The 23,277-nt window shown below is 27.8% G+C and carries 25 protein-coding genes and 2 riboswitches; of the genes, 9 read left to right on the top strand and 16 right to left on the bottom strand.

Features of this window, described 5'->3' with window-relative positions; translation table 11 throughout:
* Window positions 1-113: 113 nt before the first annotated feature.
* A riboswitch (FMN riboswitch) is annotated at window positions 114-235 on the top strand.
* A 131-nt stretch (window positions 236-366) separates the two neighbouring features.
* The 4 genes from ribD to JJC02_08320 all read left to right on the top strand — a co-directional run bounded on the left by ribD (window position 367) and on the right by JJC02_08320 (window position 3,960).
* Complete coding sequence (gene ribD, locus JJC02_08335) at window positions 367-1,479, top strand: bifunctional diaminohydroxyphosphoribosylaminopyrimidine deaminase/5-amino-6-(5-phosphoribosylamino)uracil reductase RibD (protein UDN56147.1); 1,113 nt, start codon at window positions 367-369, stop codon at window positions 1,477-1,479.
* Window positions 1,480-1,511: 32 nt separating this feature from the next.
* On the top strand, window positions 1,512-2,177 hold the full coding sequence (locus tag JJC02_08330; GenBank protein ID UDN56146.1) for a riboflavin synthase: 666 nt from the start codon (window positions 1,512-1,514) through the stop codon (window positions 2,175-2,177).
* 22 nt (window positions 2,178-2,199) lie between these two features.
* Window positions 2,200-3,393 (top strand): bifunctional 3,4-dihydroxy-2-butanone-4-phosphate synthase/GTP cyclohydrolase II, encoded by a 1,194-nt coding sequence (locus JJC02_08325; GenBank protein UDN56145.1) that lies wholly within the window; start codon window positions 2,200-2,202, stop codon window positions 3,391-3,393.
* A 105-nt stretch (window positions 3,394-3,498) separates the two neighbouring features.
* Window positions 3,499-3,960 (top strand): 6,7-dimethyl-8-ribityllumazine synthase, encoded by a 462-nt coding sequence (locus JJC02_08320; protein ID UDN56144.1) that lies wholly within the window; start codon window positions 3,499-3,501, stop codon window positions 3,958-3,960.
* A 255-nt stretch (window positions 3,961-4,215) separates the two neighbouring features.
* Here the strand turns inward: JJC02_08320 and JJC02_08315 are convergent, their stop codons facing one another.
* The 3 genes from JJC02_08315 to JJC02_08305 all read right to left on the bottom strand — a co-directional run bounded on the left by JJC02_08315 (window position 4,216) and on the right by JJC02_08305 (window position 7,662).
* Window positions 4,216-5,415 carry a pyridoxal phosphate-dependent aminotransferase gene (locus JJC02_08315; GenBank protein ID UDN56143.1) on the bottom strand — a complete coding sequence of 400 codons (1,200 nt, stop codon included), beginning with the start codon at window positions 5,413-5,415 and terminating at the stop codon, window positions 4,216-4,218.
* Window positions 5,416-5,504: 89 nt separating this feature from the next.
* Window positions 5,505-6,239, bottom strand: a complete 735-nt coding sequence (locus JJC02_08310; protein UDN56142.1) for a glucosamine-6-phosphate deaminase — start codon at window positions 6,237-6,239, stop codon at window positions 5,505-5,507.
* A gap of 43 nt (window positions 6,240-6,282) precedes the next feature.
* Window positions 6,283-7,662, bottom strand: coding sequence for a PTS transporter subunit EIIC (locus JJC02_08305; protein ID UDN56141.1), 1,380 nt, complete (start codon window positions 7,660-7,662; stop codon window positions 6,283-6,285).
* A 461-nt stretch (window positions 7,663-8,123) separates the two neighbouring features.
* Here JJC02_08305 and JJC02_08300 point away from each other — a divergent pair, with 461 nt between their 5' ends.
* Complete coding sequence (locus JJC02_08300; protein ID UDN56140.1) at window positions 8,124-8,765, top strand: PAS domain-containing protein; 642 nt, start codon at window positions 8,124-8,126, stop codon at window positions 8,763-8,765.
* Between the two features lie 254 nt (window positions 8,766-9,019).
* Here the strand turns inward: JJC02_08300 and JJC02_08295 are convergent, their stop codons facing one another.
* Window positions 9,020-10,471 (bottom strand): alanine:cation symporter family protein, encoded by a 1,452-nt coding sequence (locus JJC02_08295; protein UDN56139.1) that lies wholly within the window; start codon window positions 10,469-10,471, stop codon window positions 9,020-9,022.
* A 470-nt stretch (window positions 10,472-10,941) separates the two neighbouring features.
* Between JJC02_08295 and JJC02_08290 the strand changes: the two genes are divergently transcribed.
* Entirely contained in the window at window positions 10,942-12,207 is a 1,266-nt protein-coding gene (locus tag JJC02_08290; GenBank protein UDN56138.1) for an ArsB/NhaD family transporter, read from the top strand.
* Between the two features lie 36 nt (window positions 12,208-12,243).
* Complete coding sequence (locus JJC02_08285) at window positions 12,244-12,699, top strand: hypothetical protein (GenBank protein UDN56137.1); 456 nt, start codon at window positions 12,244-12,246, stop codon at window positions 12,697-12,699.
* A gap of 141 nt (window positions 12,700-12,840) precedes the next feature.
* On the opposite strand, the gene JJC02_08280 is transcribed toward JJC02_08285, so the two are convergent.
* From JJC02_08280 to JJC02_08225, 12 genes are all read right to left on the bottom strand, one after another.
* A complete protein-coding gene (locus JJC02_08280) occupies window positions 12,841-13,212 on the bottom strand; it encodes a NifB/NifX family molybdenum-iron cluster-binding protein (GenBank protein ID UDN56136.1) in 372 nt (123 codons plus the stop codon).
* A gap of 2 nt (window positions 13,213-13,214) precedes the next feature.
* Window positions 13,215-13,583: a winged helix-turn-helix transcriptional regulator gene (locus tag JJC02_08275; GenBank protein ID UDN56135.1), complete on the bottom strand. Its 369-nt coding sequence runs from the start codon at window positions 13,581-13,583 to the stop codon at window positions 13,215-13,217.
* Window positions 13,584-13,856: 273 nt separating this feature from the next.
* Window positions 13,857-14,735 (bottom strand): NAD(P)/FAD-dependent oxidoreductase, encoded by an 879-nt coding sequence (locus JJC02_08270; GenBank protein UDN56134.1) that lies wholly within the window; start codon window positions 14,733-14,735, stop codon window positions 13,857-13,859.
* A gap of 16 nt (window positions 14,736-14,751) precedes the next feature.
* Window positions 14,752-15,069 (bottom strand): thioredoxin, encoded by a 318-nt coding sequence (trxA, locus tag JJC02_08265; protein ID UDN56133.1) that lies wholly within the window; start codon window positions 15,067-15,069, stop codon window positions 14,752-14,754.
* Window positions 15,070-15,224: 155 nt separating this feature from the next.
* Window positions 15,225-16,457 (bottom strand): HAMP domain-containing histidine kinase, encoded by a 1,233-nt coding sequence (locus JJC02_08260; protein ID UDN56132.1) that lies wholly within the window; start codon window positions 16,455-16,457, stop codon window positions 15,225-15,227.
* Window positions 16,447-17,118, bottom strand: coding sequence for a response regulator transcription factor (locus JJC02_08255; protein ID UDN56131.1), 672 nt, complete (start codon window positions 17,116-17,118; stop codon window positions 16,447-16,449). The genes JJC02_08260 and JJC02_08255 overlap by 11 nt, the downstream gene beginning before the upstream one ends.
* Before the next feature lie 15 nt (window positions 17,119-17,133).
* Window positions 17,134-17,970 (bottom strand): hypothetical protein, encoded by an 837-nt coding sequence (locus JJC02_08250; protein ID UDN56130.1) that lies wholly within the window; start codon window positions 17,968-17,970, stop codon window positions 17,134-17,136.
* Between the two features lie 25 nt (window positions 17,971-17,995).
* Window positions 17,996-18,670: a DNA-binding protein gene (locus JJC02_08245; protein UDN56129.1), complete on the bottom strand. Its 675-nt coding sequence runs from the start codon at window positions 18,668-18,670 to the stop codon at window positions 17,996-17,998.
* A 13-nt stretch (window positions 18,671-18,683) separates the two neighbouring features.
* Window positions 18,684-19,412, bottom strand: a complete 729-nt coding sequence (locus JJC02_08240) for a DNA alkylation repair protein (GenBank protein UDN56128.1) — start codon at window positions 19,410-19,412, stop codon at window positions 18,684-18,686.
* Window positions 19,413-19,538: 126 nt separating this feature from the next.
* Window positions 19,539-20,228, bottom strand: coding sequence for a radical SAM protein (locus JJC02_08235; protein ID UDN56127.1), 690 nt, complete (start codon window positions 20,226-20,228; stop codon window positions 19,539-19,541).
* Window positions 20,229-20,235: 7 nt separating this feature from the next.
* A complete protein-coding gene (locus JJC02_08230) occupies window positions 20,236-20,799 on the bottom strand; it encodes an ECF transporter S component (protein UDN56126.1) in 564 nt (187 codons plus the stop codon).
* 1 nt (window position 20,800) lies between these two features.
* Window positions 20,801-21,769 (bottom strand): nucleoside hydrolase, encoded by a 969-nt coding sequence (locus JJC02_08225; GenBank protein UDN56125.1) that lies wholly within the window; start codon window positions 21,767-21,769, stop codon window positions 20,801-20,803.
* Between the two features lie 100 nt (window positions 21,770-21,869).
* Window positions 21,870-21,913, bottom strand: a riboswitch (PreQ1 riboswitch).
* Window positions 21,914-22,258: 345 nt separating this feature from the next.
* Here JJC02_08225 and JJC02_08220 point away from each other — a divergent pair.
* Together JJC02_08220 and JJC02_08215 are read left to right on the top strand one after the other, a co-directional pair.
* The gene (locus JJC02_08220; GenBank protein ID UDN56124.1) at window positions 22,259-22,876 is read left to right on the top strand and encodes a TetR/AcrR family transcriptional regulator; all 618 of its coding nucleotides are present in this window, start codon (window positions 22,259-22,261) and stop codon (window positions 22,874-22,876) included.
* Window positions 22,863-23,276, top strand: a complete 414-nt coding sequence (locus JJC02_08215) for an FMN-binding protein (protein UDN56123.1) — start codon at window positions 22,863-22,865, stop codon at window positions 23,274-23,276. The genes JJC02_08220 and JJC02_08215 overlap by 14 nt, the downstream gene beginning before the upstream one ends.
* Window position 23,277: the final 1 nt, after the last annotated feature.

Here is a 23,277-nt window from a genome sequence, read left to right as displayed (position 1 = left end):
TCGTGGTATTCCAAAGTTTATACACATTCTATATTATATATTAACATATATTTTCAAAAAAATAGTTTGCAAATTAAAATAATTTATGATACATTCTAAGTATAAATTTAATACTTAATCTTCGGGGTAGGGTGAAATTCCCAATCGGCGGTATAGCCCGCGAGCTAAGGTAAAACTTGGTTGATTTGGTTAAATTCCAAAGCCGACAGTAAAGTCTGGATGGAAGAAGATATTTAATGAGTGTTTTTGTAGAACAATTTTGTTGTACATTTATTTAACAGTTATTGTAGATTATTCTAAACCCTGAGGATTAACTCAGGGTTTTTTGTTTAAAAAATATCTATTTAAACAGGAGGTGTACATATTGTGAATTTTGCGAATCAAAAAGAAAAAGATATTTATTATATGAAAAAAGCCCTTGAATTAGCTAAAAATGGAGAAGGTTTTGTAAATCCAAATCCGTTAGTTGGATGTGTAATTGTTAAAGATAATTACATAATAGGCAAAGGATATCATGAGAAATTTGGCTCTAATCATGCTGAAGTAAATGCTATAAACAGTGCTAAACAAAGTCTAAAAGACTCTACTCTTTATGTAAACTTAGAACCATGTTCTCATTATGGAAAAACGCCTCCTTGTGTTGATAAAATTATCCAAAATAAGATTAAGAGAGTTGTCATATCTACATTAGACCCAAATCCACTTGTTTGTGGTAATGGAGTAAAAAAATTAAAAGATAACAACATCGATGTTACTGTGGGGATATTAGAAGAAGAATCAAGGGATTTAAACGAGGCATTTTTTTATTACATAAAAAACAAAAGACCTCTTTGTATTGTAAAATCAGCAGTAAGCCTAGATGGTAAAATTGCTACAAAGTCACTAGAATCAAAATGGATATCTAATGAATCATCAAGGTATCTAACTCATAAATACAGAAATAAGTACCAAAGTATAATGGTTGGCATAAATACAGTTTTAAATGATAATCCTTTACTGACTTGTAGGCTTAATCAAGAAAAAGTATCTCATCCTACAAGAATAGTAATAGATACACACCTAAAATTGCCAGTTAGTAGTAATTTGGTTAAGGATAAAACCAGTAAAACTATAGTTTTCACATGTTGCAAAGATAGTAAAAAATTATCTATCTTAAAAGAAAATAATGTTGAAACTATAATTTCTCCTTCAAAAAATAACTTAGTAGATTTAGAGTTTGTAATGTATAAATTAGGAGAACTAAACATTGATTCTGTTTTAGTTGAAGGTGGCGCTACTCTTAATGACAATCTCTTTAGAAATAAGTTAGTTGATAAAGTCAAATTATTTCTATCACCCAAGATTATAGGTGGTAAAGATGCACCTACATTCGTTTCTGGAGAAGGAATAAACCGCTTGTCAGATTCAACACAGTTAGTAATCAATAACGTAACCTTAATAGATGGAGATGTTTTGATAGAATCTGATGTTTTAAATTAAATTTTGTGAATACATGTATATAGGAGGTTAGAATGTTTACTGGCATAGTAGAAGAAGTTGGGATACTTAGAAAAATTACTGCTAATGGTAAGAGTGGAAAAGTAACCATACTATCAAACAAAATATTAGATGGCACAAATCTTGGAGATAGTATAGCTGTAAATGGAGTTTGTCTAACTGTTTCAAATCTTGGAAAAAATGAATTTACAGCTGATGTTATGATGGAGACAATTCGTTCCACAAATTTAGGTTCATTAAATGCAAATGACAAGGTAAATCTCGAAAGAGCTATGAGTCTTTCTTCAAGATTTGGTGGTCACATAGTAACAGGTCATGTTGATTGTAGAGGAACTATTTGCAAGTTTGAAAAAGACGAAAATGCAGTTTTAGTAAGTATACGACCTGATAAAAAACTTTTATCATCAATGATACTTAAAGGTTCTGTTGCTATTGATGGTGTAAGTTTAACCGTATCATATTTAGATGATGAAATATTTAAGGTTTCTATTATACCTCACACTAAATTTAACACTACTCTCTTGACAAAGAATGTTGGGGACTTTGTTAATTTAGAAAGTGATGTAATTGGAAAGTATGTTAATAATTTTATGGTCAACAGCTGTAAAGAATTAAATTCTAATACTAATAACTATAAATCAAATATAGATAAAGATTTTTTATTTAAAAATGGTTTTTAAAAATAATAAAGGAGTGAATTACATGTTTAATACTATTGAAGAAGCTATCGAGGATATAAAAAAAGGGAAAATGGTAATCGTGGTTGATGATGAAAGCAGAGAGAATGAAGGAGATTTATTGATGGCAGCTGAAATGGCTACTCCTGAATCAATAAATTTTATGGCTACATATGGTAGAGGTCTAATTTGTCTACCTGCTACTGAAAAGAAATTTAAAAGTTTGAATATACCTCTTATGGTTAGAGAAAATACAGATACATTTCAAACAGCATTCACTGTTACTATAGATGGTGCAGATACTCTAACTGGTATATCTGCATATGAAAGAGCTGAAACTGTAAAATTATTCTGTGATGATAATGCTACAAGTAAAGATTTCAAAACTCCTGGTCACATTTTTCCTTTAATTGCAAAAACTGGTGGAGTTCTTGTTAGAGATGGACATACAGAAGCTTCAGTAGACCTAGCTAGACTTGCAGGTTTTAAAGAGGTCGGTCTTATCTGTGAAATAATGAAAGATGATGGTACTATGGCAAGAGTTGATGATTTAATGATTTTCAAAGAAAAGCATAATTTAAAAATCATTACTATAAAAGACCTTATAGAGTATCGTAAAATAAATGAAACTACTATAGAAAAAGTATCTAGTGCTTTTCTTCCAACAAAATATGGAAATTTTGAAATCATAGGATATAGAGATATTTATTCAAATGAAGAACATATTGCCCTTACTTATGGAAATATAAATGAAGAAAATACTTTAGTTAGACTTCATTCTGAATGTTTAACAGGTGATGTGTTCCACTCTTTAAAATGTGATTGTGGATTGCAATTAGAATCTTCTATGAAGAAAATTGTAGAAAATGGAAATGGAGTTTTAATTTATATGAAACAAGAAGGTAGAGGTATTGGTCTTTTAAATAAAATTAAAGCCTATAAACTTCAAGAAGAAGGTTATGATACTGTTGAAGCAAATTTAATGCTTGGTTTTGAAGAGGATATGAGAGATTTCTATATGGCTGCTCAAATACTAAAAGATTTAAACATAAAAAGTATAAACCTTTTAAGTAATAACCCTGATAAGATAAATCAGCTGGAAAAATACGGAATAAAGATTGAAAATAGAGTCCCTATTAATGAAGAAATTAATGACTTCAATAAGCTATACCTAAAAACTAAGAAAGATAAAATGGGACATCTATTAGATATTATATAAATAAGTTTATGAAGATATTTTTCTACTGAATAATTTTTACAATTACTATTAAATAATATTATAAATATAAATCTATAACATAAAGAAAATTGGAGGAAATAAAAAATGATATATGAAGGAAAACTTATTGGAAAAGATTTAAAAATAGGTATAATAAACTCTCGTTTTAATGAATTTATAACATCAAAACTTTTATCAGGAGCTGAAGACTGCCTTTTAAGACATGATGTTTCTCCAGAAAATATAGAAGTAGTTTGGGTTCCTGGAGCTTTTGAAATTCCTCTTATTGCTCAAAAAATGGCTAAGAGTGGTAAGTATGATGCTATAATATGCTTAGGATGTGTTATAAGAGGAGCTACTTCTCATTACGATTATGTATGTAGTGAAGTCTCTAAGGGAATAGCAAAGGTCTCTTTAGACAATGAATTACCTGTTATATTTGGAATTGTAACTACAGAAAATATTGAACAAGCTATTGAAAGAGCAGGTACAAAAGCTGGAAATAAAGGTTATGATTGTGCTATGAATGCATTAGAAATGGCAAACCTATTTAAGTCTCTAGATTAAATAATATCATTAATAAATATTAAAAATTAGTGTAAAGGATACAAAATACTAAGTACCAAAGGGAGAAACTATCTTTCTTCTTTTTGGTACTTAGTATTTTTAATTTAATCATATATACATTCTTATCAAACAAATTGCATGTCCTTCTAAAATCATACATTATCCATCAAATCTACTTTTAAAAGCTTAAAATAATTACAAATATAACCCTAAACAAAAAAATTGATAACATACTCAACTCCAATTATTTTTTATTTATTGCTGCTTTTTAATTAAAGCATCTTTTATTCTATTTAATGCACCAATTACCTTACTATCGTCTTTATAGCTTCCTAAAATTATTCTCAAATGCCCTTCTCCACCTGGACCATAATTAATTCCATCGTTAATACAAACTTTAGCCTCGTCAACTAAATACTTTTGTATTTCTGATGATGTTCCAAGTTTTGATACATTTATCCAACCTAAAAATCCTGACTCCGGCATCTGCATAGATACATTAGGTATTTCATTGATTATCTTATATGCTTCTTGTCTTCTTTTATCAAAAACTCTTTCAAAATCCCTCATAAAGCTTCTATCTTTAAATGCTTCAATCGTTGCCATTTGAGCCACTGTATTAGTAGCACCTAATACTGTTACTGCTGCTCCATAGTATTTGTCCATTAATTTATCGCTACATACCATATATGCAACTCTAAATCCACTTAATCCCATACCTTTTGATGTTGAAAATATTGTTACTGTTCTTTCAAACATACCTTCTAATGAAGCTGGTGTTATTAATTCATTTTCAAAAGTAAAATCTTCAAATGCTTGGTCACATATTAATATTAAGTCATTGTCTATAATAAATTTAGCTAATTTTTCTAAAGATTCTTTATTAAATACTGTAGTTGTTGGATTATTAGGATGAGTAAGAACTACTAACTTCGTCTTATTAGTTAATCTCTTCTCAAATTCTGTTATATCTATTTGATATCCATCTGATTTCTTTAACTCTATAAATATAGGAACTCCTCCCATTAATTTAGTATTTTGTATATTATTTGGATAGCATGGTGTTGGTATAAGAACCTCATCCCCTTCATTTATAAACGGTAACATTGAGTAATAAAGCCCTGAGTCTGACCCAGGAGTTATTAATATATTTCTTTTAAAATCAACATCTAAATTATTTACTTCTTTTAATTTTTTTGCTATCTCAATTTTTAATAAATCATTACCTATAGGTGCTGTATAATGAGTTGACATATTACTTGATATCGCTAATGTAGCTGCATCTAATATATGTTTAGGTATACAGTAATCTGGGAAAAATGGATCTGCCCATCCCATTAAACTTACACCCTGCTCACCTAATTTTTGATAAGAATCGCCTACATCAGCTTTCTCTACACTTGAAAATAACCCACCCTCTAATCCTTGGAATACTTTTTTCATATGATTATACATTTTTATTCTCCTTTTTATTAAAACAAAGGTGCAAAATAAAATATTACTTTGCACCTAAATTCATTTTTAATTTTTAATTCCTCACTTATTTATATTAAATCTTTTATTTCAGATGCTGCTTCTTCATCTACTATTAATGTGAAGTTAGGATGTAATCTCAATAAAGATGATGGACATAATAAATCTAATGGTCCAAATAGTGTTTGCTTTAATATTTGAGCTTTGTGTTTTCCGTTTACTATCATTATTATATTTTTACAATGCATTATTGTTTTAGGTCCATATGTTACATAGTAATCAAATAATTTTTCTGGATCTCCACCTACAGATTTTGTTAATAGTTTAGCCATATCATCTGTTATATAAGTTGAAACAGCTCTTGTCTCTTCATCAAAAGAGTTAACTGTACCACTAAGATTTCCACAGAAGTGTCCATCCCAACCTAATCCCATTAATACCATGTCTATTCCACCATCAGCTTCTATCTTTCTATCAAAGCCTTGATAATTATTTTCATCTAACACATGTATTCTTTCTTCTGGTATTTGAGCTTCTCTAAAGTACATATTAGTTAAATTTCTTATAGTAACTCCAACCTTTTCGCCTTTTATTGGTATTTCATCGAAGTTATAATAATGTACATTTTCAAAATAAGGTTTATTCTTAACAAATTCAGTTAATATTTCGTATGTTCTTTTTGGTGTTTGACCTGCTGTTATAGAAAGGTTTATTCTTTTATCATCATTGCGGTACATATACTTTAACACCATTTGTGCTGCCACTTGGCTCATTTCTTCATAATCTTTAGTTAAATAAATTTTCATAGTAATCAATCTCCTTTTTGATATGTTAAATAATTTCTCTTTATTATAAGTTAGCGTGTGAATCTGCTGTTACATCTTCTTTAAATCCTACTATATAGGTAGCTATTGCAGATACTATAAATGCTATTATAAATGCTATTGCTACCAATCCTACATGTCCACCTTCTCCTATAAACATAGGAAGAGTTAAAAACGATGGACCTCCCATAGCAAATGCTTTACATTGGAAATATGCAGCAAATCCACCTCCTGCTGCACCACCTATAGCAGCGCATAAAAACGGTTTCTTTAATCTTAAATTAACTCCATATATTGCAGGTTCGGTAACTCCAGTTAATGCTGATATGGTAGCTGTAGCTGCTACAGCCTTCAAATCTTTATCTTTTGCTTTTAACCATACTCCAAATGCAGCTCCTGCTTGAGCCATATTTGAACTACCTGACACAGGACTTATATAGTTAAATCCATATCTTGTTATTCCATCTACTAATACAGGAACCATACCATGATGTAATCCTGTTACTACCATGAATGAATAAATTCCTCCGTAAATTAACCCTGCAAATATTCCTCCTCTTTCAAATAGGATACTTGCTCCATCGGCTATATAGTTTCCTAGTATTTGAGCTATCGGTCCAATAACAATTAATGCTATAGGAGCTGCAAATAAAATAGTTAATGCAGGTACTAATATTATCTTAAGTGCCTTTGGTGTTATTTTATCTACTCCTTTTTCTATATACGATGCAAACCAAATAGTTAGTACTATCGGAAATACACTTCCGTTATACTGGATTAGTGACATCGGAATACCGATAAAAGATATTTTAGTTAAGCCTTGTTGAATTAAATTAGTGAAGTTAGGATGTAGCATTGCTCCTGCTATTGCTACAGCAACATAAGTGTTCATTTTAAATATTTTAGCTGCTGAGTAAGCTAACATAAATGGTAAAAATGAAAATACACCATCAGATATTGTATTTAATATCATATAGGTTTCACTATCTGCAGATAAAAACTTTGATGCTACTAGTAGTGCTAATATCGCTTTTATTAGACCTGCACCCGCTAGTGCCGGAACTATAGGATTAAAAATACCTGCAATAGTATCTAATATTTTTGCAATACTATTTTGCTTACCTTCAGATATTGTTTTTTTACTATCCTTCTCAGGTATAATTCCTATAATTTCATTAAGAGTATTATACACTTGTGATACATTAGGACCTATAACAATTTGATATTGCTCACCTTTTAATACAAGACCTAGTACACCTTTTATTTTCTTTAGTTTTTCCTGATTTACCTGAGAACTATCATATACCTTTATTCTCAGTCTAGTCATACAATGTGCTGCTTCCTTAATATTTTCCTTACCACCAATACTTTCTAAAATTTCAACCACAATTTTATCTTGTGCCATCTCCCCACTCCTTTGTTATACAAAATCCAATAGAAACTTTATTCAACATGATATCAGCTAAAGCTAAAATTTATTTAGATTTACTAGCTAAACAGTATGCTAAATTAATTCCTATAGGTTAATCATAAAAATAAAATATTTTCACTTCATCGCTAAAGTATATTATTAAGCATATTTACAATTTTATTGGTGTTTAATAAATATTAATTGGAAGTCACATATTATACTAAAGAAATTCAAATCACTAGTCCTTTAATTTGTTTAATTCCTAGATACTATTTTTAATCTTTTATATATTCTATCAGTAATACGTTTGCCTTACTGTATTTTAATAATATCACTAAAATATATTTCATTCAATAGTTTTTTTTTCATTCAATTTATTATTTAACTGAAATATATTTCATTAAATTCATTTTATATGTTAATATGATATTAAGATATTTCTTAGGAGGTAACATATGACTGATAACTATATTTTCGATTCTTATAACAATCTAGTGGATGGATTATCTGCGTATTTGGGAGAAGGATATGAATTTATTTTATATAAATTTGATGGAGTACACTATTCAATAAATAAAATAGCTAATGGTAAATATAATACTGTAAAAGAAGGAGATATTATAACTGATTTTGATTTGGCACTCATTAATAAACTCGAAAATGATGCTGATAGAGATTTTATCAGTTATTTTAATAGAAACAAACTAGGTGAACCTTTAAAATCAACAGATATAGTGATAAGGGGAGTTGATAATAAAATAATCGGTCTACTCTGCATACATTTTTATCTTAATACACCACTAACAAGAATAATTGGTTCATATATTCCGGAACATAATGCTATGCAAAGTGCTCCTGTTTTAGAAAATATCGTAGAAAATACTGATGAAGTAATTTTAAAATCATACCAAGATGCAAAAGTAATTGTTGAAAATGATTCTAATATATCTAGCAGTGATAAAAATAAATCTATTGTTTCTATTTTAAATGAAAGTGGTATTTTTAAAATTAAGGATTCTGTTGTTAAAGTTGCAGATTTAATGGGATTATCAAAGAATACGATTTATATGCACTTAAGAAATTTAAATAAAAACTAAATTTGTCAGTTAATATTAATAATGAAAACTAAAAAAGAGTTTTGATTATGTTCCAAATAGGTTCGTTGGGTCTGTAAAATAAAATGTGTATATGTGGATTCCACAGTCTTTAAGTCATCATAATATTCTTGTAATTAAAAAAATATTACTGGAATTAAAAATTCCAGTAATATAAATTAATTCAATATTATATTTATATAAAGTATATACATACTCTAGTCTTTCAAAATAATTTCATAATTTTATACTATTTTTTATCCTAAATGTTCCTCAGGTAATTCACTATGCCACTCTGATACATTTTCTAGACCTTCTATTTCATCTGCAATAAATACAGGGTCTTTTATTCCTGATTTTTTTTGACTTGTATAATCTTTTAAAGCAATGAATGCATATTTTCCTAAAAGTGCTATTGCTATTAAGTTTATTATCGCCATCAATGCCATAAATAAGTCTGCTAGATTCCAAACTACATCTACTTGAGTAAGTGAACCAAATAAAACCATACCTACAACAAAAGCTCTAAATATATTAAGTTTAGTCTTACTTTCACTCATAAACTCCATATTTGATTCACCATAATAGTAATTACCAACTATAGAACTAAATGCAAATAAGAATATACAAACTGCTATAAATACATTTCCAATTGGTCCTATATGATGAGCTAAAGCTTCTTGAGCTAATTCAATTCCAGTTGCTCCACTACTACTATAACCTGAATATAATAATACCATGAATGCTGTACAACTACATATTATTATAGTATCTGTAAAAACACCTAAAGATTGAATTAGACCTTGCTTTACAGGATGAGTTACATGTGCTGTTGCAGCAGCATTAGGAGCACTACCCATACCTGCTTCATTAGAAAATAGACCTCTCTTAACTCCAGTCATTACAACTCCCATAAATGTACCAATTGCCATTCCTTTAAAGTCAAATGCACTTTCTACTATCAATGCTATAACACTTGGTATCTCTGTTATATTCATTACAACTACAGCTAAAGCAACTAATATATATAATCCTGCAAATATAGGAACTATTATTTCAGAAACTTTTGCAACCCTATGCACTCCACCAAAAATAACTATTGCAGTTAAGATTCCAAGACCTATTCCCATAGCGATTTTACTTATTCCAAATGCATTATTAAATGCAAGTGAAACAGTATTTGCTTGAACTGCATTAAATACAAAACCATAACATATAGTTATAAGTATTGAGAATAAAACACCCATCCATTTTTTATTTAGACCTTGCTCCATATAATATGCTGGTCCACCTCTAAAAGCTTGACCATTTTTAACTTTATAAATCTGAGCTAATGTACTCTCAACAAAACTTGAAGCTGAACCAATCAATGCTATAAGCCACATCCAAAATACAGCACCAGGACCTCCCGCTACTACTGCAATTGCTATTCCAGCTATATTTCCAGTTCCAACCCTTGAAGAAGTACTTATGCAAAATGCTTGAAATGAAGATATTTTTCCTTCCTTTTTTGCATTTTTATTTGCTGTACCATCACCCAGAAGTCTAAACATTTCTATAAAATATCTGAATTGTACAAAATTTGTTTTAATAGTAAAGTAAATACCAATTACAACTAACATTATAATTAAGATATAGGACCATAAGTAATTGTTTACAAATACTACTGCATTATTAATGCTAGTTAAAATACCATTGAAAAAATCCATTATATTAATTCCCCTCCCCTATTTAATCTTGTTTTCTCAATAAATCTTAAAATCAAAAAAATGAATAATTCCTTATTAAAAATTCATTAATTTAATTATAATATTTATAAAATCAAATTACAAGGCTTGAAATGAATAATCTTTTTTATATATTGCAGTTTTATATTCGAATTCAATTTTTTTATTACTTTTATAATATAGATATATTTAATATTTTATAATTATTATTAGGTACAATAAATTCTACTTTAAAGAGTATATTTTTTCGTTTGTCGTTTAATATTATTAACAGTGGAATAATTTAAAAATTTATTTAAACAATAAAAATTTTCTTTAAATTCTGTTAAGTTTTATAAAAACTTTGTTAAATAATATACTTTTATACATCCATTGAAAAAACAATAAAAAAGTAATACTATATATAGTACTAGCATTAGACACAAAATAATACAAATGGAGGTACTTATATTATGGAATTTCAACAAATAATAGCTATATGTATATTTTTAATAGTTATGGCAGCTATTATTACAGAAAAGGTAAACAGATCCGTAGCAGCTGTTGGCGGTGCACTATTAATGATAATATTCAATATACTTACACTTGATGAAGGATTAAGCCATATAGATTTCAATACTATTGGTGTATTAGTTGGTATGATGCTATTTGTAGCTGTTGTTAAAAACTCAGGACTATTTGAATACATAGCTATTTGGACTGCAAAGAAAGCTAAAGGTGACCCATGGAAGATAATGATTTGCTTTGCTATTATAACAGCTATTTTATCAGCTGTATTAGATAATGTTACAACTGTTTTACTTATTGGTCCAATGACTATAGTCATTACACAAATATTGGGACTTAATCCAGTTCCATTTTTAATAACACAGATTTTAGCTTCAAATATAGGAGGAACATCAACTCTTATAGGAGACCCTCCAAATATTATGATTGGTAGTGCTGCCAATCTTAGTTTTATGGACTTTGTAATAAATTTAGGTCCTGTTGTTATAGTAATACTTGCTATAACTATAATATGCTTTAGATTTATTTATGGAAAAGAACTTACTGTAAATGAAAAAGCTAAAAACGCAATATTAAAACTCGATGAAAAAAAATCTGTTAAAGATAAGCCTCTACTTATAAAAAGTCTTATCTTAATAGCATTCATACTTTTTGGTTTTATGTTTCACAGTACAATCCATATAGACTCTTCTGTTATAGCACTAACAGGAGCATCTATAATGCTTCTGATAGGAAAACAAGATGTAGATGAAATTATGGCAGGTATTGAATGGTCTACAATTTTATTCTTTATGGGATTGTTTGTAGTAGTAGGTGGATTAGTAGAAGTTGGCATAATAAACAAATTAGCTCAGGCATTGATTGGGCTTACAGAAGGACATCTTATATTTACAATGTTATTAATATTATGGTTATCAGCAATAGTTTCTTCTTTCTTAGATAATATTCCATTTGTTGCAACACTAATTCCTCTTATTTTGACTATGCAAGCTAAAGGAATTAATGTGATGCCATTATGGTGGGCAACATCTCTTGGAGCTTGTCTTGGAGGAAACGGAACACTAATAGGAGCATCTGCCAATGTTGTACTAGCAGGTATAGGTAATAAAAATGGTCATCCTATATCTTTCAAAGAGTATTTCAAAATAGGTTTTCCACTTATGATTATATCTATTATTATATCCACTGTTTATTTGATTATAAAATTTTAAAAAATATAGTATAATAATACTAAAGGGGATGTGTATATGAATATTAATACTGTTCAAGGTGATTCAATTGAAGTTCTTTTAAGGCAACTTGGAGCGACAAAAATATCAAAAGTAAGTAGTACCTTATATTTTATCAAGTTTGATTTAGGAGACGGTTGGGAAATATCTTATACTTATAATATTAATGCTAAAGATCAATACTTTTTACAAAGAATTGAACCATATCCTATTGGTAGAGGTCTATTTAATGATGAATATGAAATAGTATCATTTATATCAAAGGATTTAAACAAATTTCTAAATGCTAAAAATAGTAGTAACTTTAAAACATTTGTTGAAGTTACCAGAAAAGTCAACGCTATCATTGATAATGTAGAAGAACTATTTTTAAACTACAATGTAGATAGTGATGATTTAAAAACACTCAATAATGAACTTAACGACATATTAAATGATATTAACTATATAGAAAAACATACAAAAAAAATCTAAATTGTAGTAAACTTATAAACTTTAGACCTTACCAAAGGCGTTACCAAAAAATCACAAAAACCTAAATTATAAGTTTCAAAATAATATTATTAAAAGAATAAAATAGCTGATGAAATACACATTTCATCAGCTATTTTGTTTTTAATGATGTCCACATCCATCATGTGAACAAGTATGGTTTGATGGAAACTCTACTAATTTTCCATTTTTAAGTAGGTCTAAATTAGCACTTATAGTATCAGCTTCTGCTCTGTAAACTTTTATTCCCATGCCATTTAACTTAACTATAGCTCCTTGTCCTATTCCTCCAACTACTACTGCATCTACAGTTGTACCTGACAATGCTTTTAATGGTTGACATTTTCCATGTTCATGATTTAAATCTCCATTATCTAAAGATTTAACTTCTCCACTTTCTAAATCACACACAACAAAAATTGGAGCAGAACCAAAATGTCCATATGGTTTGCTGTCCAATCCTTTATTCTCTTCTACTGGTATACATACTTTCATTATTATTTCTCCCTTCTCTTACAACATTTTTTTATAGATTTACATTCTTTACTGCATCCTAGATGTATTGTATTTATATCAAATACATCTATAAAGCTTTCACTAGAATTACTTAACATAGAGTTTATAAAATCTACGCATATATTAAATGATTCTTTATTAATATGATATAAAACATAGTATCCTTCTTTATATCCTGTTATTATACCAACATCTTTTAATATTTTTATATGTTGTGAAACAGCAGAATCTGAAATCCCTAGATATTTAGAAATCCCCTTTTGACATATATTTCTCTTGGATACTAATATGAGTATGTTAAGTCTAGTTTCATCACTCAATGCTTTAAATATTTTGACCAAGTTTTCCATAAATACCTCTTTTTGATTAAGTAATTACTTAATTAAATTATAGTACTCTTAATTATATTTTTCAACCATTATTTATAAATTTTGGAATATATTATGAATAATTCTAATGTTTCACAATATAATGTTGGATTTTTTTGAATAAAAGTAATTAAATATACATTTCAAAATACTTTTAATAATAATAATTTATAAATAAAAAACTGTCTTAAAATAATCAAATTATTTCAAGACAGTTTTTTATAAATATTTTTAAAAAGTTAATGAATATAAATATTAAGCCCTCTTTAATTTATCTAAATAGTAAACAGCATTTAATGCTGCTATTTGACCTTGCCCAGCTGCTTTTATATAAGAATATGGTTTTCCAACACAATCTCCAGCAGCAAAGCATCCATCTATACTAGTCTTCATATTATTGTCAACTTTAATATGAATACCATCAATTTCTATTCCAGGAACCAATGCACTTGGAGCTGTACTATCTTTTATAACGAATACTCCATCAACTTCAATGTGGTTTTCTTTAAAAGATACTTTGTTCACAAGTTTATCTCCATCTATTTGTACTGGTCTGTCATGTATAACTTCAATAGAGTCATCTAGGTTATCCGAACTTCTCATAAGATTGTCTTTTTTGTACATAGGTATAAAATAAGTCTTTGAAGTGAGTTCACTTAAAAAATTTGCTTCTTCTTTAGATTCTTCGTTATATCCTATAACTGCTACCTTTTTATTTCTATAAAGTGGTGCATCACACGTAGCACAATAACCTACACCTCTTCCTAGAAATTCTTCTTCACCCTTGATTGGTCTAGTATACTCTACCCCAGTTGCAAGGATTACAGTAGTAGCTTCATACATATCATTTCCAGACATTATTGCAAAGTATTCTCCCATAGCATAAATATTATTTATTCTTTTATTTTCAATTGAAATATCCATACTATCTATATGTGATTTAAACTTGTCTTTTAATTCATCACCACTTATATCATAGAAACCTAAATAATTGTCTATTGAAGGAGCTTTAACAAGCTTATTACTTAAATTATCATTACCAAACATGATAATTGTTTTATTCCTTATTTTTGCATTTATAGCAGCAGATAATCCAGCTGGACCACTACCTATTATAGCTATATCATATCTCATAATACTCACCCATTTTTTATAAATATGATTTTACTTTCATTTCAATTTTGTTCTTTGGCATGAATCCAATTAAAGTTTCTACTGGTTTTCCATCTTTAAATATAATCATAGTTGGTACTGTAGACACACTAAACTGTTGAGCTATTTCTAAACTCTCATCTATATCAACTTTTACAAATCTAGCTTCATCTTTCATTTCTTCACCCAATTCTGCAAATACAGGACCTAACATATTACAAGGTCCACACCAAGTTGCAAAGAAGTCCACTACAACTACCCCTTTACTACCTTCAACAATATTTCTAAATTCAGATGTATTTATAACTTTTGCCATTTTTTAAATCCTCCTATTAAACTTTATTATCCCTATATAATTATACTATGATATTTGTAAATATAATTTTACTTTTATAAGGTGTTTTTATATTTTATTTTATACTAATTAGTATACCCATTCTTTATTTGTAAAAACAGATTTTTATTTTTTTATTATTTTAACTTTTTTGGTATTGATAATTCAAAGGTAGTTCCAATACCTATATCAGAGGTTACATTTATTTCAATAGACAAATTTAAGCTAATCATGCGTGCTATGGAAAGACCTATCCCAGAACCCTCTAAATCTTTATTTCTTACATTTTCACTTCTAAAAAATCTATCAAATATAAGAGATATCTCTTCTTTTTTTATTCCTATACCAGTATCACTTATAAGTAAAGTTACCTCATCTTCTATATCTTCTTTTAATTCTAATACTATCTCATCACCCAATTTTGTATATTTAAAAGCATTATCGATAAAAATCAATATAAGCTGTCTTAGTTTATTTTTATCTGTTATTATAATTTTATTCTTCAGTTCAGAATTAAATACAAACCTTTTTTCCTGAAATTCAGCTATATCAATATAATCTTCTGATATTTCTTCCAGTAATTTTTCTAAGTCTACTTCTTCTAAATTGATTTTGACAATGGAGTCTTCTTTAGTAAGAGACAATAAATCAGTTATCATTTTTTTAAGTCTTCTAGTCTCTTTCATTGCAGTGGCTATTGTTTCAACTTCATCATTTACTGTACTTTCTGGAGATTTCAACATACTTTCTAATTTTGATGAAACTATTGTTATTGGTGTTCTTAATTCATGAGAAGCATCCTGTATAAATTTAGCTTGATTTTTCCATGCTGTTTCTATTGGAATTAAAGCCTTTCTAGTAAGATATACAGCAACAAAGTAAGTGATTATTACAGAAATTAAGATTCCAATCATAAGAACAGATGTAAGCTGTTTTAAAGAATTCATCTCAGAATCTATATTTCTAATTATCTGTATTTGGTATCTACCTACATCCACATTTAATTCTCTAAAAGTATATCCGTTTTCTGTGTATTTAAAAAACGAATTGTTTTTATCTAGTCTTCTATCTGGAAGCAACTCATCAAAGTATTCATTTTGAGTATAGTAACTTATCCTACCATCCTCGTATACATATACCATATCTTTAGGGTCTTTGAGTCTTATTGGGTCCAAAAACGAAGTTCTTTTAAATTGAGAAACTATATATTCAAGCTCATCATTTATCTCACTATCAATTCCACTATATGTAAGCCCTCTAAAATATGAATATATAAATATAGAAAAGATTATTAAAAAGCTACCTACTACAACAATATACATTTTTATTAGATGATTTTTGGTACTAGTAAATACATTCTTATTTATCATCGAATATATATCCTACCTTACGTTTAGTTTTAATGTATTTATCATATCCATATTTACTGAGCTTTTTTCTTAGATTACTTACATATACCTCCACTATTTCAATGGTTGCATCTGAATCAATTCCCCATATTCTATCATAAATCTGTTCTTTTAATAAAATTGAACCCTTATTTAATACAAAATACTCAAGCAAGTTAAACTGTTTATTTTGAAGTTTTATTTCTTCTTTTTCAACATACACTCTTTTTTCTAATGTATCTAAATATAAAGATTTAAATTCTAATCCGTTTCTTTCTTTTATCTTCCCATTAGTTCTTAGTATAGCATACACTCTTGCTACTAATTCTTCCATATAAAAAGGTTTTGTCAAATAATCATTAGCTCCTATAGTAAATGCTTCTACTTTGTCATCTAATGCCTCTTTAGCTGTCAATATAAGTACAGGTGTATCTATATTATTAACTCGCATCTTCTTTAGAACATCAATTCCATTTATATTAGGAAGCATTAAGTCTAAAATAACTAAATCGTATATATTTTGATTCACTAAATATAAGGCTTCTTCTCCATCCTCACACTTTTCAGTTTCAAAATGTTTGCTAAGTTCTTCTACTACACTTTCTAAAAGTATCTTATTATCTTCAACTATCAAAACCTTCATAAGTATCCCCTACCTTTATTTGTCTATCTTAACTTTATGAGATTTTAAATCAATATCTACATTGGCTTTTTCTTTTATATCATCATATGTATATCCCACTATTTCAGCACTTTTTGCTTTTGTTGAACACAATATATCTATATCGATTTCTTCTGAAGCCTTTAAAATCTTATATGATGGCACACGATTTACAATTAAATATTCTCCATTTTCATTAACTTCTGCTGTCTTAAGGATAATATTTCCTAAATCTTTTGATGATGAATTTTTTACTTTTACTTGATATGTAATTCCCTCGTTTGATTCATTTACTTTTTTAAGTTCTGATGTAGATAGTACCTCATATTGACTACTATTTTCTAGCTTAATATTATTATTTCTTATATTAATAGTATTTTCTTTTAAATTAACATACACTATCTTACCCTCTGCCTCATATTCATATGCATAAACTTCTACACTCTTTACAAAAGTTTTATGCCCACACTCTATATAAGCAACTTTCCCAGGCATTAGAGTCATATCCAACAAAGCCTTACTATCTGAAGATATAATTTTTTTATTCTCATCATATTCATTATATATTAATTCAACATTCGATATATTAAATGTTGAATTATTTTCTATTTTTGTGGATGTGTCTACTTTATCACCTTCATCTATATTTATAATTTCTGATTTTCCTATATTCAACACTTTTGCATTTCCCTCATCTATTTTTACCTCATTTTTATCTTCTGCTTGAATATAAACTGAATCAGGTTGTTCTTCTTTTTCACATGCTGACAACGTAAAAATAAATATTGTTAATATAATCATTAGAAAAATTGTTTTTTTTACTATTTTATTCATATTAAGCACCTCATATAGTAGTATTTTATAGTAGATTTTTATATTTTTTCATAAATTCTTTCAATGCTTGTGTAAGTATTTGATGTTTTTCAAAACTAGAATTGCTACATAACCTTTCAAAGTCATTCCATATTTCTTTATCTATACGTATTCTAGTTGTTTTTAATTCATTTAAGGGTTCATTATCTATATGTACATCTTTTTTATTAGATACTTTTTTTGGTTTTATATTGTGGTCTTTTACCTCTAAATACCAATCATACACTTCACAAAGCTTGTCTAAATCTTCTTGAGTTATATTTATTTTTCTATCTTTTTTAGGCTTAACATTTTTTTTGGTTTTTGTGTTTTTTAAATCTGTGTCATTAAACTCAATTTGTTCGACATTTTTACTTAAAATCTTTTCATTAGAAGCCTTTTTCTTGGTGCTTACTTTTCTTATATTACTTGTATTATTCTTTTTACTTTTTTCATATTCTCTAGCTTTTTCTTCTTCCAAATTTCTATTATCTAAGTTTTCATTATAATTTAATTCGTCTTTTAATATGTATTTACCTTTTTCTGACTTATACCCTTTTTTATTTAAAAAAGTTCTTAAAGTACTTTGACTAATCTTTAAATTTTGAGCTATCTCTGCAAATTTAATTCCTTTGCTTTGAAGTTCTAAAAATTTATCAATTCTTTCCTTATTGTTATTCATTAATATTCCTCCGTCAATATCTTCTTGTCTTTCTTTTCATACTTCTTATTATATTCTTCTTTTCTAAATCTACTCTATTTGATTCAATTATTTTTTGTAGCGTTTTATTATAAGTAAAATCATCTAAATTATTGTTTTTTATATATAGAAATGTTTCTTCTTCATATTTAATAAAACAAATTGATAGCAACCATGCCATACCCATTTTAACATAATATTCTTCACTTTGTATATTATTACAGCATTCAAATATTTCCTTAATATGTTTATCATCAACATAATATATTAAAAACATAACTAATGCAAATCTAATTTCCCATGTATTCTCTGAATAAACATATTTTTTAAGTATATCATACATGCTTTCATTATATTTCTTCGTATACTTTAAGCCAGAACAAAATCCATCACAAACTGACCAATTATTGATTTTAGATATAAATCTTTTTATATAGTATAAAATTTCTTCAAAGTTACTATTTATATTGCCAATTATCATACCTTGTAGTACAACTTCTTCATAGTATGTATCCTCTGCTACTTCTAAAAATTCTTTCCAATTTCCTTTGCTTATTTCTTTTGATAACTTTCTTAAATTGGGAATTCTAATACCTATGATATTTTCTGTCCCAGGTATGAGCTTTTTGTTAAAATCTCTATATTTGATATCTTGCATAGACTTCATATATTCTAAAAATTCATTATAATCCAATTTATTCCATTTTACCCTATTAATCATCATTTATTTACTCCTTAATTCCTTTTTTCTTATTGTAACATAATACTCTAAAAAAAAAGCTTCTAAATATCAGAAGCTTTTTTTAAAACAAACTAAATTTTTTAATTTAAAATTTAAACTAAATTAATGCTAATCCCCTACACCAAAGTCTGTATTATTGTATAAAACTTCTATATTTGGATTTTCATCCAAAAATTTATACTTACTAATAAACCATTTCACTAACTCTTCATCTCTTTTTATACTAGAAGAATTATTTATAAAAACATTCACCGTTGCTTTTTCAAAAGTATTTAAGATAATCTCTATATCTTTATCTATCATCTCTTTTGTTTGCCCTTTAATTCCAACCATAATACAAGGTGAATCAAAATAGTCTTTTACATCTTGTGGAGTCTTAAATTTTGCATTTTTATTTAAAATATTATTTCTAAAATCATTGTCAAAGGTTTCAACTCCAATTTTAAATATTATGGGAATTTCAAAATACTCTCTCATTTCTTTAAGCCTGTTTTTATAAGACCAATGACTTTCTAAAAATAATTTTTTTATATTCTTTTCTTTTATAATACATTTTATTTTTTCTAAAGTATCCTTAGGTAGTTCAAAACAACTACCGGAATTTATGACCTCAAGAACTCCATATTTTCCAGTTATGTTTTTTAAAACCTCCAGATTTAATTTATTCATCTCTTCTTCTAAATCAGAATTATCATCTATATAATCGCAAAAAGAACACTTTCCCCATATACAAGGAAATCCTTTAAGCAAAACAATTTCTCTTCGATTTTTATTTGTTATCTCACTGTATCTATCCATTTTTCTCCTATCTTCCCTCAGTCAATGACACTTTTATAGTTTTTGGAACTGCATTTAATCCTAAATTCACCAAAACAACTGCTACCAATTTATCTGCATAGTCAGTAAATACCTGGGTTACAAATACACTAAAAACATCTCCTAACCCTAATACTTTCAAGATTTGTACTATGTAAGAAGAACCTGATGATGTAATACCTCCAAACAAAAAAGCTGAAATTATTGAACTTATTATAGATGTTGGAATAGCAAATAGTAGCACTCCTAAAGGAGTTTTTAAACCATTTAAAAAATTCTTTTTAAATGCTATTCCAGCAAGTAATCCCGTTGATATTTGAACTGGTGCAAAATAGAGAGAATACACATCAAACGTAATTCCACTTATTAGACTTCCAAACACACCTGTAATGACAGCGTATTTAGGTCCTAAAAGTGAGGCTATCATTATAGTTCCTATTGAGTCTAAGTATATAGGTAATCTTAATCCCATAGCTATAAAAGCACCTATTATATTTATAGAAATACCAAAAGCTATAAGTGTAATAGTTTTTACACATATCTTTCTTTTCACACTATATCACTCCTTCCACAGAATCTATAGTGTCTTCATAACCTTTAAAAAGCCTCTTTAGAAACATGTACATAAACTTCTTCTCATCAACTTCATCTAGAACAATTGCATTAGGATTTTTTTTATAGAAATCGAAAGAATCCACTATAGACTGACCCATAGCTATTCCATCTTCCACAATTTCTACATATGATTCAAACCCTTTACATATACTTCTATCTATAAAATATGCTACTGCTAGAGGGTCATTTATCACACAACCAATTATTCCCTCCTGTTCCCAATGAAAATCAATATAGAATCTAGTTATTTCAGTTATATACTTTGCTATTTTTTTATCAAGTCTATTTATAAACTCAATAATATTAGGAGTAAGTACAATTTTTCTAGTTACGTCTAAACATACCATGTGAATTTTTTTAGATAAATTCTTGTAAACATAATCTGCTCCATGTGGGTCTACCCAATAGTTAAATTCTGCTACTGGAGAGCAATTTCCATGAATTCTAAATGCCCCTCCCATAGATACAAATTCATCGAGATTTTCAAATGCTTTTTTATCTTTCATAAGTGCTTTAGCTATATTTGTAAGTGGTGCAAGTGCTATTATTGATACTTTTTCATGATTATGTAAAGTATTTATTATAAAATCTACTGCTCCATTTTTTGCCTTAGCTTCTATCACCTTTTGATAAAAATTTTCTCCAATACCATCTTCTCCATGTGTATCTTGAGCTGTTACAAGTTTTCTTTTTAGTGGTGCTTCTTCTCCTATATATACTGGGATATCTAGTGAAGAACACATTTGAAGTGTTTTTAGTGCATTTTCTGCACCTATATTTGCTGGAACATTTCCACAGCATGTGGTAATTCCAAGTACTTCTAGCTCTGGTGAGTTTAAAGCCAGAAGGATTGCCAAAGAATCATCAATTCCCGGGTCACAATCAATTATTACTTTTCTCTTTTCCATTTTTTATCCTCCTTGATTTGTGGTCGAGGAGAACTACACATCTTTTTTCCACTTTCAAAAAGGTGTGTCTAAGGGTATTAATTATATACTGCCACTATATAATTCCTTAGTTTTTTATACTTGGAGTTCTCGAACAAGTACAGATGTTAAATTATAGTTTTCGGCTCTTTATTATAGATTAGCAAAAAATTTTTAAACATCTGATTTGACAACTACAAAATAAATTTTATAGTATAAAAGAATTTATCATATTTTGATGTATTTTATTAAAGTTTGTTTAAGACTAAGAACTAACTTTAGCAAAATGTGGCACGTTTAAACCGATTATTATTATACAACAATATCTCAAATATTACAATTAATAACCTTAATTTATTATCTATAAAAATATATTAACTTATATTATAATAGTTTATTGACAACATTAAAATTAAAGCATATAATAACAATGTCAATTAAATTAACACTGTTAAGTAAAGGGGTGATTATATGAGTATTAAAGAAAGACGTAAAAATGAAAAAGCAGAAATGAAGAAAAAAATTATGGATGCTAGTATCGAAATTATTAATCAACATGGATATGAAAATTTATCAATAAGAAAAATTGCTACAAAAATAGATTATTCTCCAACTACAATTTATCTTTACTATAAAGACAAAGCAGAGATTATCAGCGATATGACCAATAAACTTTACAACAAAATAGAAAGCAATACTATTAATCTTATGCATAACTATTCATCTCTACCAATAGATAAGCAAATCATAGAAATTATGACTAACTTTATAAAAACTCTTTCTAGTGAACCAGAGATGTCAAAAGCTATTATGCATAGTAAAATGAATTTTTTATTTGCATCTGAAAATACAAATGGTACCCCTAGTAATAATGGTATAAAAATGCTTGATGAACTTCTTTCCACTGGGATTAAACAAGGAATATTTAAACAAAATATAGATAAAACTTCATGGATGCTTATAAGTGCAATATTAGGATTTGTTTTATGTATTGTTGAAAATCAGTTGTATTCTTTACATAATTTTACTCAAATTATAGAAAATTTCTTAGATATTTTGGTGGGAGGACTTTACAATGAAAACTCATAATGAAACTTATAGTAAAAAGAAAAAATCTTCAAAAATTTTGAAAATAGCAATGCTTCTATGTTTTGTATTTATATGCATTATTATTTTAATTGCAAGCAACTTAAAGCCAGAAAAGTTAGTAGTTAAAAATATAAATCTTGTCAATGTGAAAGACGGTATTTATACTGGAAGTGCTGATAGTAAACTGGTAAAAGCTACTGTATCTGTTGAAGTTAATGATGCTAGAATCCAAAATATTAGAATACTAGAACACGACACTCTTTTAGGTAAACCTGCTGAAAAAATCATAAAAGATATTATTAAGCAACAATCTTTAGAGGTAGATGCTATAACCTCTGCAACTTATAGTAGTGATACTATACGAAAAGCCGTAGAAAATGCTTTACGAAAAGGAGAATAAA

The organism is Clostridioides sp. ES-S-0054-01 (assembly GCA_021561035.1).
Lineage (GTDB): Bacteria > Bacillota > Clostridia > Peptostreptococcales > Peptostreptococcaceae > Clostridioides.
This window is presented reverse-complemented; position numbering and strand designations above follow the sequence as displayed.

Bases quoted from the DNA above. Each gene is read 5' to 3' on its own strand.
- JJC02_08290 (UDN56138.1), top strand. From the start codon at position 10,942: ATGGAATTTCAACAAATAATAGCTATATGTATATTTTTAATAGTTATG.
- JJC02_08260 (UDN56132.1), bottom strand. From the start codon at position 16,457: ATGATAAATAAGAATGTATTTACTAGTACCAAAAATCATCTAATAAAA.
- JJC02_08305 (UDN56141.1), bottom strand. From the start codon at position 7,662: ATGGCACAAGATAAAATTGTGGTTGAAATTTTAGAAAGTATTGGTGGT.
- JJC02_08240 (UDN56128.1), bottom strand. From the start codon at position 19,412: ATGATGATTAATAGGGTAAAATGGAATAAATTGGATTATAATGAATTT.
- JJC02_08270 (UDN56134.1), bottom strand. From the start codon at position 14,735: ATGAGATATGATATAGCTATAATAGGTAGTGGTCCAGCTGGATTATCT.
- JJC02_08275 (UDN56135.1), bottom strand. From the start codon at position 13,583: ATGGAAAACTTGGTCAAAATATTTAAAGCATTGAGTGATGAAACTAGA.
- JJC02_08325 (UDN56145.1), top strand. From the start codon at position 2,200: ATGTTTAATACTATTGAAGAAGCTATCGAGGATATAAAAAAAGGGAAA.
- JJC02_08310 (UDN56142.1), bottom strand. From the start codon at position 6,239: ATGAAAATTTATTTAACTAAAGATTATGAAGAAATGAGCCAAGTGGCA.
- JJC02_08250 (UDN56130.1), bottom strand. From the start codon at position 17,970: ATGAATAAAATAGTAAAAAAAACAATTTTTCTAATGATTATATTAACA.
- JJC02_08320 (UDN56144.1), top strand. From the start codon at position 3,499: ATGATATATGAAGGAAAACTTATTGGAAAAGATTTAAAAATAGGTATA.
- JJC02_08215 (UDN56123.1), top strand. From the start codon at position 22,863: ATGAAAACTCATAATGAAACTTATAGTAAAAAGAAAAAATCTTCAAAA.
- JJC02_08285 (UDN56137.1), top strand. From the start codon at position 12,244: ATGAATATTAATACTGTTCAAGGTGATTCAATTGAAGTTCTTTTAAGG.
- JJC02_08225 (UDN56125.1), bottom strand. From the start codon at position 21,769: ATGGAAAAGAGAAAAGTAATAATTGATTGTGACCCGGGAATTGATGAT.
- JJC02_08255 (UDN56131.1), bottom strand. From the start codon at position 17,118: ATGAAGGTTTTGATAGTTGAAGATAATAAGATACTTTTAGAAAGTGTA.
- JJC02_08280 (UDN56136.1), bottom strand. From the start codon at position 13,212: ATGAAAGTATGTATACCAGTAGAAGAGAATAAAGGATTGGACAGCAAA.
- JJC02_08235 (UDN56127.1), bottom strand. From the start codon at position 20,228: ATGGATAGATACAGTGAGATAACAAATAAAAATCGAAGAGAAATTGTT.
- JJC02_08295 (UDN56139.1), bottom strand. From the start codon at position 10,471: ATGGATTTTTTCAATGGTATTTTAACTAGCATTAATAATGCAGTAGTA.
- JJC02_08300 (UDN56140.1), top strand. From the start codon at position 8,124: ATGACTGATAACTATATTTTCGATTCTTATAACAATCTAGTGGATGGA.
- JJC02_08315 (UDN56143.1), bottom strand. From the start codon at position 5,415: ATGTATAATCATATGAAAAAAGTATTCCAAGGATTAGAGGGTGGGTTA.
- JJC02_08330 (UDN56146.1), top strand. From the start codon at position 1,512: ATGTTTACTGGCATAGTAGAAGAAGTTGGGATACTTAGAAAAATTACT.
- JJC02_08220 (UDN56124.1), top strand. From the start codon at position 22,259: ATGAGTATTAAAGAAAGACGTAAAAATGAAAAAGCAGAAATGAAGAAA.
- trxA (UDN56133.1), bottom strand. From the start codon at position 15,069: ATGGCAAAAGTTATAAATACATCTGAATTTAGAAATATTGTTGAAGGT.
- JJC02_08245 (UDN56129.1), bottom strand. From the start codon at position 18,670: ATGAATAACAATAAGGAAAGAATTGATAAATTTTTAGAACTTCAAAGC.